The sequence below is a fragment of the Streptococcus sp. LYSM12 genome (assembly GCF_004569635.1).
Lineage (GTDB): Bacteria > Bacillota > Bacilli > Lactobacillales > Streptococcaceae > Streptococcus.
In genome coordinates this window covers 1-13,007 of the sequence record NZ_SPOZ01000017.1, presented here as the reverse complement: position 1 = coordinate 13,007, position 13,007 = coordinate 1, and the positions used below count along the sequence as shown (strand labels likewise).

The 13,007-nt window shown below is 40.8% G+C and carries 7 protein-coding genes and 2 pseudogenes; 3 read left to right on the top strand and 6 right to left on the bottom strand.

Going from position 1 to position 13,007, the window contains the following annotated elements; genetic code table 11:
• Window positions 1-388: 388 nt before the first annotated feature.
• Window positions 389-3,481, bottom strand: coding sequence for an Ig-like domain-containing protein (locus E4T79_RS06665; RefSeq protein WP_135028831.1), 3,093 nt, complete (start codon window positions 3,479-3,481; stop codon window positions 389-391).
• A 409-nt stretch (window positions 3,482-3,890) separates the two neighbouring features.
• Here E4T79_RS06665 and E4T79_RS06660 point away from each other — a divergent pair, with 409 nt between their 5' ends.
• A complete protein-coding gene (locus E4T79_RS06660; protein ID WP_135028829.1) occupies window positions 3,891-5,207 on the top strand; it encodes an FAD-containing oxidoreductase in 1,317 nt (438 codons plus the stop codon).
• Window positions 5,208-6,008: 801 nt separating this feature from the next.
• Here E4T79_RS06660 and E4T79_RS11320 read toward each other — a convergent pair.
• The 3 genes and pseudogenes from E4T79_RS11320 to E4T79_RS06645 form a co-directional block, all read right to left on the bottom strand.
• Window positions 6,009-6,167, bottom strand: a pseudogene (locus tag E4T79_RS11320) (IS110 family transposase); the annotation flags it as partial.
• 241 nt (window positions 6,168-6,408) lie between these two features.
• Window positions 6,409-6,486 (bottom strand): annotated as a pseudogene (locus tag E4T79_RS11315) (transposase); the annotation flags it as partial.
• 297 nt (window positions 6,487-6,783) lie between these two features.
• Window positions 6,784-7,473, bottom strand: coding sequence for a gamma-glutamyl-gamma-aminobutyrate hydrolase family protein (locus E4T79_RS06645; protein ID WP_135028827.1), 690 nt, complete (start codon window positions 7,471-7,473; stop codon window positions 6,784-6,786).
• A 304-nt stretch (window positions 7,474-7,777) separates the two neighbouring features.
• Here E4T79_RS06645 and metE point away from each other — a divergent pair, with 304 nt between their 5' ends.
• Both metE and E4T79_RS06635 read left to right on the top strand, forming a co-directional pair.
• On the top strand, window positions 7,778-10,033 hold the full coding sequence (metE, locus tag E4T79_RS06640) for a 5-methyltetrahydropteroyltriglutamate--homocysteine S-methyltransferase (RefSeq protein ID WP_135028825.1): 2,256 nt from the start codon (window positions 7,778-7,780) through the stop codon (window positions 10,031-10,033).
• A gap of 164 nt (window positions 10,034-10,197) precedes the next feature.
• Window positions 10,198-10,947, top strand: a complete 750-nt coding sequence (locus tag E4T79_RS06635) for a methylenetetrahydrofolate reductase (RefSeq protein WP_135028823.1) — start codon at window positions 10,198-10,200, stop codon at window positions 10,945-10,947.
• A 526-nt stretch (window positions 10,948-11,473) separates the two neighbouring features.
• Here the strand turns inward: E4T79_RS06635 and E4T79_RS06630 are convergent.
• Window positions 11,474-12,676 (bottom strand): hypothetical protein, encoded by a 1,203-nt coding sequence (locus E4T79_RS06630; RefSeq protein WP_076996053.1) that lies wholly within the window; start codon window positions 12,674-12,676, stop codon window positions 11,474-11,476.
• A gap of 122 nt (window positions 12,677-12,798) precedes the next feature.
• A partial coding sequence (locus tag E4T79_RS06625; RefSeq protein ID WP_194183746.1) for an SH3 domain-containing protein occupies window positions 12,799-13,007 on the bottom strand: 209 nt, incomplete at its 5' end.

Below are 13,007 nucleotides of genomic sequence, written 5' to 3'. Positions count from 1 at the left end.
AAATGACGTTAATGCAGTGGTTGATGACTTCAATGGCTATCATGCCGTTGAAGGTGGGAAATGAACTGCTGCTCTTTTTTCAGGGAGCAGGCTAAAAAGCTCCACTGGAGCTTTTTACTCGTATTTGTTGGTGTTTCCCATTCCACATCTGACCTCTACGACTGATGCGAACTCGTTGGCTTCATTTCCAACCTCCAACAGTCACTATTTCTGACTGTTGGAGCTATGCGGGGATGGGAGTGAAACGGTCTTGAAATAGAGCATTTCAGCCCGAAGCTAGAATGCAGGAAATAAGGTATGTTGACCTGTCGAGTTCTTTCCCACTCCCTTTCACAGTTCTTATTTCTATCTCTTTAGGCGGAGATAGAAGCAAGGTGGAAGACATTTTTTAGTTTTCGCTTTTTGATTTTTTCTTGCTAAAGAATCCATAGGCAAGCAAGCCACTGAGAGTCATCAAGCCTGCAGCTGCAAGATATGAGCGGTCTGTCCCTGTTTTAGGAAGAACCGTTTTAGCTTTGACGGTGGTTGAGCCAGTGTTTCCACCATTGCTACTTACATGCTCATCACTATCCTTGCTCTCTTCTTTATCACCCTTGTCGCCCTTATCGCCTTTGTCACCCTTTTCGTTTGGTGCAAGAACAGTTCCATCAACGGCTGAGCTAACGTTCTTGTCTGGTTCAATCTGTGTGACAGAAACATGATCACCCTTTACAAGTGTCGCTGTTGCTGGGACTTGGACAGCCCATGTACCATCAGTTCCAACTGTTGTTGTAACTTGCGTCCTATCTTTGAAGGTTACAATAACCGCTGCGCCCGGAACACCCTTACCAGTAACTGCTACATTCCCCACAAACATAGCATCAATTATCGGATTCGCTGAGACCTCTGCTGCTTTAGGAACAACCGTCGCATCTACTGAAACACTTGACGCTTTCCCTTCTTCTAGCTGTTTGGCAGAAACTACTTGACCGAGTGTGAGCGGGGCAGGAGCAGGAACAGACCAGGTACCGTCTTTTCCAACGACAACATCTACTGTGCTACCGTCTGGGAAAGTCACTGTTACCGTTGCACCAGCAACTCCTACACCTGTTACAGTTGTATTATTTTCGATAACCGGATTGATGATTGGTTCTGACGTTACTTCCTGTGCCACTGGACGATATTTGGCATAATAGACAAGATCTCTATTCACCACGGTGTTCAAAATCGTATCCTTGTCCACTACATTCGCTGTTGGATCAACGAACCAACCGACAAACTCATAGCCCTCTTTGGCAACAGGCTCTGGCAAGGTGTTATTGGCAATAGCAGAAATTTTTGTCGTATTTCCTTCCACCTCAACCGATACACTTGCACCATTACGAATCAATCCTTTATCTATGTCTGTCGCAAAGGTCACTGTATGCCTTGGCACAGCAAATGTGGCTCTCAAATCAATATCACCTTTTGCGGTAATATCCAAGACTTCCTCTGTCGTAAATAATTGACCATCCAATTCAGGGTATTTTTCCTTCATGGCATCATCAATACGCCAACCAACAAACTGATAACCATAGGCTTTGTCTGCATCGCTCAACGCAGGCTCTGGCAAAGCATTGATCAAATTATTTGGCTTATCATTGAAAAGGACGCCGTGTAAACTTGCAAATCTATTTCCTTCTTGCTCAAAGTAGCCCAAGCCACCTTCAAATAACGTTAGCGTTTCGCCAAAGTCTAATAGACTTCCATCTGCACCATTCAATACAAAGGACCCGGCATCTGTATGCAGTCTTAAAGCGTAAGGCTGACGAACAACCGCAAATAACACTGTATGAATTGGTGTTGTATTGCCTGCGTCATCCGTCGAAGGATTTCCATACTGATCGATTTCTACTTGATCTTTAAGGGTTACCTGACCATTTTCAACCGTGATAGCTTTTGAGCGATTAGCATTTTGGAAAGGTATCCCAAATTCTTGCAAGGCTGGCAGATCCAGTACCTCATGTGGGACACCGCTAGCATTTGTTTTGCCAATTTCGATGTAATAGGTACCGTCTTCAACTTCATCAAAGGAGAAATCGCCCATTGTACCATTGACACCTGAGTTGACCTCTTGGAGTACATTTCCTGACGCATCTAGCAATCTCACTGGAACACTGGTGTAACCTCGTAACTCAGTTTGTCCATTTGGAATTGATCCTTGTGAATTTGTCAACAAACCTGTACTAAATTGACGTGCATCAGCGTTATCCCAAACCTTAACTTTACCTGTCACTCGAGCAGTCATTTGGGTTAGGTCAGAAGCAGAAATATAATAGTCGTAAGATACAATTGTGCCATCTGATAAGACCTGATTCTTAAAGTTAAGAATAAAACCGTTGTCAACCGTAACTAGTTGCGTGACTTCATCTTTGAATGGTGAAGCATCTACTGCTTTCTGAATATTTTCTCTAATTGCTTCTTTTTGTTCCTCTGTCAAAGGAGCAGCCTTATCTGCTACAGATAATTTCTTAATCGGATTTGCTTTGAAGAAATCCTCGGCTTGGACATGCATCGGTACACGATTCGCATCGCCGTCCGTCACATCAACTATTCTAGTTTCAGTCGTCCCATCCTGTTTTTTCAAATTAAAGGTTACAGTTGTATCCCTAATCATTTTATCGACTTTACGGTCAATCAATGTATAGTTGCCAAATATAAACTGCATCGGGAACACTTGATCACCGTAAGCGAGAGTCGCTCTTCCACCTCTTGGAGCATAAAAGGCACCACCTATACGGATATTGGAAAGCTTAACAGTTCTCTTTTGAAGAACATTGCTCTGATACTGAATAAAGTTCCTCAATCTATAAACACCTGTATACCCTTTGGAAAGATTCCAAAACGTATCTGTCTCAAAGCTAGTCTGGACCGTTACTCTGTCATTTGCCACATCTACTCCGATAGCTGCTAAATCAGAAATAGGATAGCCAGCTTCAGCATACATACTTGCAATATTTTGCTTGATTTGGGCAATTTCTTCTTCCGTCAATGGATTAGAGTTTGTCTTTGTGATACGCTTTTGTGCACCACTTGCTAGTTTTTCTTGCAAATTGACATATTCATCAAAGGTCGCTTGGCCTTCTTTACCATTAAAGTTATAGCTTAACTCAACTGCCTGAATAAAAGTAGTCCGATTAAGCGCAGTAGTCAACTCATACGTAGATGTCCCATCACCTTTTGGCGTTTCTGTCAACGTATGGGTTTGACCAGCTACTTTGACAGTAAAAGTAGCTCCAGATGTCGCTGTCACAGTCACTGTAAGGTTCTCTAGACCAATCCCTACACTTGACTCTGTGATAGTGAGTTCTGTTGCTTCATCAGCATGAACAATTATCTCACCGCCAAACACAGCCTGCCTAATTGGAGACACCGTCCCCAAGAGAGTGCTAGCAAGAAGGACCGAGCAAATACCTACCGAGAACTTCCGGATTGAAAATGTTTGTTTGCTTTTTGGAAACATGCATTTCTCCTTGTAATCATTTTTATATTCCCTTTCATTCTACCCCCTCCCTTTCAAATCTGTCAATATCTATCGCTAAAATTCCATTCGGAATATTTTGAAAATGTGACATTCTATGTTATATTTTCTGTCAATTATTTTCTATTTTACATTCTCTTTATGATTTGCTTAACAAATAAGCTAGTTTCCACCTAGCTATCCGATTATAGATTGTCAGGAATCTATAACAATCAACACCTGAATTTCAATGATAAATTTGACAAATAAATCATTGGCAAAATGGACGAATACAACGACCGATTCTGTGGCAGATTGAATCACTTCAACAATCGATCTACTCCGTAGCAAAAATCTGTATTTTTTAATGAGAAGTGATATAATGCAGGTAATAAAAAACGGAGGAATCTATATGTTACATTACGACATGGTTGTCATTGGTTTTGGCAAGGCAGGAAAGACATTAGCGGCTAAATTCGCTAACGCAGGAAAAAAAGTTGCTCTTATCGAGCGTAGTCAGTCCATGTACGGTGGGACCTGCATCAATATCGGCTGTATCCCAACTAAAACGCTACTTGTAGCTGCAGAACATAACCTTAGTTTTGACGAAGTATTTACACAAAAAGATCTTATTGTCGGGCGCTTAAATAAAAAAAATTATGTGACTCTTAAAGACAAAGGTGTAGATATTTTCGATGCAGAAGCGCATTTCCTTTCAAACAAGGTGCTTGAAATGGTCGCAGGAGATAGTAGACAAGAGATTACTGCAGAAATCATCATTATCAACACAGGAGCAACTTCCAATATCCTTCCAATTCCAGGTTTAACAACCAGCGAACATGTTTATGATTCGACAGAAATTCAACAGTTAAGCGAATTACCAAAAACTTTAGGTATCTTAGGTGGTGGGAATATTGGCTTAGAATTTGCCAGTCTTTATAATAGATTAGGTAGCAAGGTTACTGTCCTTGATGCACTCGACGTTTTCTTGCCACGCGTAGAACCTTCTATCGCCCACTTAGCAAAACAATATCTAAGCGAAGACGGCATTACGCTTCTGCAAAATATTCGAACAACTGAAATAAAAAATGAAGATAATAAGGTTGTTGTTGTCACTGAAGGTGAAACCTATTATTTTGATGCCCTACTCTATGCAACAGGACGAAAACCTAATGTTACACCATTGCAATTAGAAAACACCACCATTCAGTTGTCTGAACGTGGAGCAATTCAAGTCGATAAACATTGTGAAACAAGTGTTCCAGGTGTCTTTGCCGTCGGAGATGTAAATGGTGGACCGCAGTTTACCTATGTTTCCCTTGATGATTCTCGTATTGTTTATGACTATTTAACAGGAGCAGGAGACTACACATTAGAAAGTCGGAAAAACATTCCTAGCACTCTCTTCATTACTCCGTCCCTGTCTCAAATTGGAATGACAGAAGCGCAAGCGAAAGAAGCAAAGCTCCCCTACAGTGTAAAAGAAATACCTGTAGCCAGCATGCCCCGAGCTCACGTTAACAATCATTTACGTGGAGCTTTTAAGGTAATCGTTCATACAGAAACAAAAGAGATCCTTGGCGCAACTATTTTTGCTGACGGCTCTCAAGAAATCATCAATATCATTACTGTTGCGATGGATAATAAGATTCCATATACCTACTTTAAAACCCAAATGTTTACTCATCCAACCCTAGCTGAAAATCTAAACGATGTCTTTGATCTATAAGCAATGATGGCTACATCCCTATAAAGACGAACACTTGTAGTCTTCTACCATAGTTCTACCAAAAATCATCGCAAACGCATGTCGTTGCATTTTCCGAACCTTTGTTTCTTTAGAGGCATGCCTCTAAAGAAACAAGATACCCCATCCCCATTTTTAAAAAAATAAGATCCCTTGACCTTTTCCAAACATCTACCTTTCACTTTATAATCTGTTCGTTTACTTTTAGTACTAGGCAACGAGCTGCAGGCTGTACTGGAGTACGGCAAAGCGAGTGAACGAAGTCGTAAAAGATAAACGAACAGACTATAAAATCTCCCTACAGTTGTCCTGTAACGGCTCAATTCCCTCTAATTCATCTTAAAAACAAGGGGAGTGGGAAAGAACTCAAAACACATGAGAAAGAGTTCCGTTTTTACCTTATTTCCTGCATTCTAGCTTAGGGCTGAAACTGTCTATCTCCAGACCGTTTCACTCCCACCCCCTCGCATAGCTCCAACAGTCAGAGTAGTGACTGTTGGAGGTTAGAAATGAAGCCAACACGTTCGCACCAGTCGCAGAGGTCAGATGTGGAGTGGGGAACAGTAAAAAGCTCCAGTGGAGCTTTTTAGCCTGGTTCCCTTAAAACAAAAGGAACAACAGTTCATTTCCACCTTTCAACGGCACGATAGCCATTGAAGCAAACAACCACTGCGTCAATGTCATTCGGTTCATAAAGTGAGAAAGCTGGGCTTTTATACGAAAACTAGAAAGAATGCCAAAATTCCCTCCCTGTGACATCATCAAAGCGAAAAAATTTTATAGTTAGGCTACTAGCTCGTTTCTAGTAGTCTTTTTCTGTGCCAAAAATTCAGAGTAAGCCATTTGTTCTTTCAAAAGTATATAGGCTATTTTTAATAATGGAGGTGCTAGGGCAATCGTTGCTTTCTGTGGACCACGCCGACTTTGAATCTGATATAGCCGTTTCGTTTATTTTTAGTACTAGGCAACGAGTCGCAGGTAGTTGAAATAGTTGATAACTATTTCAAGTGACAGATAAGAAAAGTGTAACTTTTCTCAATGGTACAGCAAGACGAGTGAACGAAGGAATAAAAATAGAAACGAAATGACTATAAAATCGTTCTGCTAAGGGACTTCCTTTTGGATTCCTAGCGGCGAAAGCTGCTTGACATAAGCATTTCTTCAAATAGGTATTCCCATGTCAAATCTTGGTGCTTCGTTTCTTACCAGCACTCTCATGATTACCTGGACAAAGTCCTGCCCAAGAGGCTAAATGTCCAGCAGGATGATATAAAAATAGATAGAGCGACAGCTATCTGGCTCTTCCCTGTATTTCATTGGTGATGAACCTAGCCACCTGCCTAAATCTCAAAACGAAATAGCAAAAACTTCTGGTCTACAAGTCAGTGATTGCTAGCTGCTTGCTCACTTTGTATGTGACAAACCTAGCTGGCTCCTGCATAAGGGAGCATGACGAAGCGTTCCGCTTCTGTTCGACCGACTATTTGGCTTTGCTGCTTCAACAGTCTAGAAAGACTGTTGAAAGTAGAACCTAACACGAGTAAGGCCCTCTCATATCTCACAACTGATGAACAATATAGTCAAACAACTGGCGATTGCTTTCACAATCCCTGCATAGAAATTCCGGATGCCACTGTACTCCTAAAACCGATAATTCACCTCGACCCTCTACTGCTTCAATAGTTCCGTCACGTGGATCACGCGCCGTCACCTGCAAATCAGGAGCCAACTGTTTGATACTTTGTCTATGAAAAGAATTGATTTGACTATCCTGATGAAAAAGCTGGCTGACCCGACTATTCGGACGAATTTGCAAGCCATGAAAGGTTCCTTTTAATGTCTCCTGCCAATGATGCCTTACTTCCTGCTGCAAACTACCACCCAAAGCTACATTTAAGAGCTGCATACCTCGACAAACTGCAAAAATCGGCTTCCCTTGTTTCAAAGCTTCCTCAATCAAAGCTAGCTCAAACCGATCACGCGCCAGCAAATAATCATCACTGTCAATTGCTTGTTCCTCCTGATAAAAATGCGGACTAACATTCTGACCACCTGAAAGAATCAATTTATCAATCCTATCGATATAATCCTTAGCCAAATCGGGTGTTCCAATTGGAATCACAATCGGCAAACCTCCTGCTACTGTCACTCCCTCGGTCAAATCTCGCACTACCGCAACATAGGTCAAGCCATAAATGGAGGGCATTTCCTTTTCATTTCCCGTAATTCCCACTATCACTTTCTTCATTGCGCCACCTCTTTTACGTTCCTTTGTTTTCTATCGTATCACTCCTTTCTTTTCGTGTCTAATATGAATCTTTTATCAGCTCTTTTGAAATTTTTATCATCCAGCCATAGAAGCTCTACTTCCTTACCCCCCACCCTGTCTAACCCTAGTAATCCCTGCAACTTCTCCTCCTCTATAGTCTATTTTCTGTGATAAAAACTGCTATCCATTTCCAAAAACTATACCATTCCCTAAACATTTTCAATTATACAAATAGCGTATTTTCTGCTAGGATAGTGTCAAGAATACATTTTGGAGGAATCTTATGGTCTCAACAATTATTGGTTTCCCGCGTCTGGGCGAATTTCGTGAATTAAAATTTACAACTGAAAAATACTTTAGAGGAGAAATTGATGAAGCAGAGTTGCTAGAAACAGCTAAACATCTCCGTAGCAAGCATTGGAACTTGGTCAAAAAAGCAGGGATCACAGAGATTCCAAGTAACGACTTCTCGCATTATGATAATGTCCTTGATACAGCTTTCTTGCTCAATGTAGTACCTAAAGCAGTGCGGGACTTAGATTTGACCGAGCTAGAATGCTACTTTGCTCTTTCTCGTGGTTATCAAGGAGAAAAAGGTGATGTTAGAGCCCTCCCCATGAAAAAGTGGTTCAATACGAACTACCACTACATCGTTCCGAAATTTGAAAAAGATACCCAGGTAAGGCTTGCCTCCAACAAGATTTTTGACGAATTTTCAGAAGCAAAAGCACAAGGTATACACACCCGCCCTGTTCTTATCGGTCCATTTACATTCTTACAATTAGCAGATTATGAAGCAGGCACTGTCGCTACCGATTTTGTAGAAAGCATTGTCGCGACCTATCAAGTGATCTTTGAAAAACTAGCAGAACTGGGTGCTGATACCATTCAGCTAGATGAACCGAGCTTGGTCAAGGATATATCTGCTGGGGAAAGGGCACTTTTCTTAGAAATTTACAACAATTTATTGGCAGATAAGAAAGGCTTGTCTGTCCTTGTCCAAACTTACTTTGGAGATGTGCGTGATGTCTATTCAGACCTCATTAACTTACAAATTGATGGCTTGGGGCTTGACTTTGTTGAAGGAAAAAAGACGCTGGACCTTGTCTCAACAGGTTTCCCAACAGACAAGGTCCTCTACGCAGGTATTGTCAATGGAAAAAACATCTGGCGCAATAACTACGAACAGAGCCTTGCCATTCTAAAAAAAGTACCTGCCGACCGTGTCGTCCTCAACACCTCTTGCTCACTTTTACATGTGCCATTTACAACAGAAAATGAAGAATTGGACACAAGCATCCTGCAACATTTTGCTTTTGCCGTGGAAAAACTAGCAGAACTCTGTGACTTGGATACAATTTTAGCAAATGGTGGAGCTGATATCTTAGCACGTAACAAGGGCTTGTTTGAAGCAGAGCGAGTTGGAAAAAATGCAGCACTGGCGACTCGTATTGCAGACTTAAGAGAAGAAGATTATAGCCGCTTTCCAATTTTTACAGAACGTGAAAAATTACAGGCAGAGCGCCTCAAGCTACCAGTCTTACCAACAACGAGCATCGGATCTTTCCCACAGACAGAAGAAGTTCGAGCCAGCCGACTTGCATTCCACCAGGGGGAACTATCTGCCCAAGCATACGATGAATTTCTCGCGAAACAGATTGATGATTGGATTAACTGGCAGGAAGAAGTCGGCTTTGATGTCCTCGTTCACGGTGAATTTGAACGCAATGACATGGTAGAATACTTCGGGCAAAACCTATCTGGCTACCTCTTTAGTAAAAATGGCTGGGTTCAATCCTACGGTATGCGGGGAGTGAAACCCCCAATCATTTGGGGAGATATTACGCGCCTGCAGCCGATTACCGTCAAATGGTCCAGCTATGCCCAAAGTAGAACAGCTAAACCCGTCAAAGGCATGCTGACTGGTCCTGTTACCATTCTCAACTGGTCTTTTCCTCGTGAAGATATTTCAATCAAGGAATCGACCTTGCAGATTGCACTTGCCATTAAAGAAGAGGTGCATGATTTAGAGACTGCTGGCATCAAGATTATCCAGATTGATGAGGCCGCGCTACGTGAGAAACTACCACTGCGTAAGAGCGACTGGTACGAGGATTATCTAGACTGGGCTATTCCAGCCTTTCGCTTGGTACACTCAACAGTGGCACCTGATACACAGATTCATACCCACATGTGCTACAGCGAATTTATCGATATTATCCCGGCCATTGACAATATGGATGCAGATGTTATCTCCTTTGAAGCTAGCCGCTCCAACCTCGTGATTCTAGACGAATTAAAGGCACAAAACTTCCAAACGCAGGTCGGACCTGGGGTTTACGATATTCACTCACCACGCATACCAGCTGAACGTGAGATTGACCACGCTATCACAGCTATTCTCACTAAGGTCCCAAGCCATAAAGTCTGGATCAATCCAGATTGCGGTCTCAAAACTCGCGGTATCAAGGAAACCCGAAAAAGTCTGAGCCGTTTAGTAAAAGCTGCTAAAGCTGCTCGTCAAAAAATCAAGCAATAGACAAGGAGAACCCTCGTTTTCTCCTCTCCTACTCATATAGACAGGATAAAACAATGGTGCATCCTCCTCGTCTTTCATTCGAAGTATTTCCGCCAAATCCCACTGCAGGCAATGAAAAATCCTCTCTGCTCTTCACAATATGCAGGATTTAGCTCCCCCACTTTATCAGCGTCACTGCAAGCAATCACAAATTCGACATTGAAGAAACGACAATCCGATTAGCGAATTATATCCACAACGAATTAGGAATTCCCACTATTGCCCACCTACCTGCTCTTTACCTAACCAAAGCACAGGTAGCAAACATCTTAACAGCCCTTGATCAGATTGGAGTCACTAAAATTTTGGCCCTGCGTGGAGATAGTATTCCTGATGTAGCACCGCAGAACGATTTTCAGTATGCAACAGATTTGATTTCCTTTATTAAAGATAAGGCCCCACATCTTGATATTGTTGGAACCTGTTATCCGGAAAGTCACCCCGATTCGCCAAATCAGATTTCAGATATTAAACACCTCAAGAAAAAAGTGACTGCCGGTTGCTCAAGCCTTGTTACCCAACTCTTTTTTGACAATGATATCTTTTACGATTTTCAGGAAAAATGCCAACTAGCAGACATTGAGGTCCCGATATTTGCAGGGATTATGCCTATTATCAATCGTAATCAGGCGCTCCGCTTGTTCCACACCTGTGACAATATCCGTTTGCCACGGAAGTTTCGAGCAATTTTAGATAAGTATGAACACGATCCCGAATCTTTACAAGCCGCAGGTCTGGCCTATGCCATTGACCAGATTGTTGACCTGGTAACACAAGATGTAGCAGGAATCCACCTGTATACAATGAATAATCCCCAGGTCGCTAACTATATCCACCACGCTACCTATTCGCTGTTCAAACATTCAGCCGTCTAGTGGAACAAACCATTTCCCCACCCCTTTCTATTTTCTTGATAGAGAGGGTATTTTGCGTTACAATAGAGGTATGATTACAAAAGAACAATACAAGTGTTTTTAGACTAAACCATAATAAGACGATAAACTGATTTTACTGCGTTTATCGTCTTTCTTTTTATGTTATTTTATCTCATTTTATAATTTTTTTGGGTGAATTTTGGGCGAAAAGTTAATAGCCATCAACACCCCAAAAAGCTCCTCTAAAACATCAGCAAATATAACGCAAAAAACACCAGCGTTACAGCTGGTGCAGGAGATTATGAAAAATTTTAGGATTGGGTACAGTGTAACCAACCTATTTGTTATCTCACCGTGTTCACAATAAGTTTATCAAAGTTTAAAATTTCTAATTCTACGTCATCCCTTGTTATACTTGTGTAAGTGTCTTTTATAGTAGTCGCAGGTTGAGACTTCTGTAAAGCGGGCTTTTTTTCACTTTTGTTCACATCACGTTCTATCGTAAAAAAAGTATTTGCATACATCATCATAATCTACACCTCTTCTTTCTTAATTGATAATCAATATTTTTATTGATATCAAAATACTCTTTTCTGTTTATCCATATAGGACCGTCTCCTCTAGTCACAACCAGAACATCTACCGGTCCGCCCACCGTTTCAAGGGAATCGGTGTAGTGACGCTTGAATGACGTTAAATTAACTAGTGTAGCCGCCATATTAGCCAACTCGTCAATGGACAACATACCTACTATATTTAGTATAGGGTCGATAAAATTTTCTTTTTGGGTATCGGCTATTGAGTTAATTATACTATCTTTCTCTTCTGAGGTCAACGAACTTTCTCTAATTTTGTCGCTAACCGCTAGTTCCATAGCTGGATCCATTCCCTTTAGGATAGTTAAAATCATATCAGATTGTGCAAAAGGGATAATAGAAGCCGTGCATCCAACTGAAGATATCTCTACTTCTTCTTTTTTTATTAATTTCAACCTTTCATTATACGAAAAACTAAGTTCATAAGAAACTAACGAAGGGAATAATTCATCCTCGCCATATCCACAAATTACAATTCCGGATATACTTTCAAACATATTTCTATATATAACCAACTCATACATAAATGTCAAAAAGTCATTTAAAAATTCTTCAAATGGCAACTTAAAATGTTTAGTCAGTATGTCAATGCAAAAGCCTTGGAAGTCTCCCAAAAAAGTTTCAGGTTCGATATCGCATTTAAAAAAGCGCCTATCAATACATTCTCTGCGCATTGATTCAATTTTTTCTTTTATAATATCTACAATCTGTCCGTCATCAATCTCGTGATTGTCGCTTTGTGCTTGAATAGCATTAATATCTTCACCAGCATATTCCGTAAGGGTCACTAAAGCTCGATACATCATTGCCTGTATCTGTTCTTTAGCAATTTCAGGATTATTGAATTTGGGTTGTTTTACAAAATCAATAAATTGATTCGCACAATCCTCAATCGTTTTAAAAACGGTTTGCTTATTTACTCTCCTATACTCTTTAAAAATTATCTCCCAAGGAATTCCCATGTAATCAGCATCTCCATAAATCATGAAACCTATATCATGAGCACTACCAAAAGAGAATAGCTTATTAGCTGCATTATATGTTTTAGAAGCATTACCATTAGTAATAGTAACTGCACTATCTGCTGCTAGAGCTACACCATGTTTGTTTAATATAGCGATTTCTGCTGTCATATACTTCCTCCATTTCGTATATCATCTGTAATCAGAATAATATAAGTACAAACTTTATGCAAGCGATATATTCAATAAAAACAAAAAAATCCCGCCCAGTTTCCTGAGCGGGTGTAGCTATATTATTTAAAAGTTCCCCAAGCAGATCCGAAACGTTCTCCGTTTTTGGTCGCGCCTGTAGCGACATAGTTGCGCTTTCCGCTGCCACCAATATAAGAAATCCAAACAAATCCGTTTAAATCAATAATAACTAGGTCATACTTGATGGTTTGACCTTTTTTGTATTGAGCTACAATTTCGCCTGATGTATTTGGTGCTCTGCGGACATTGA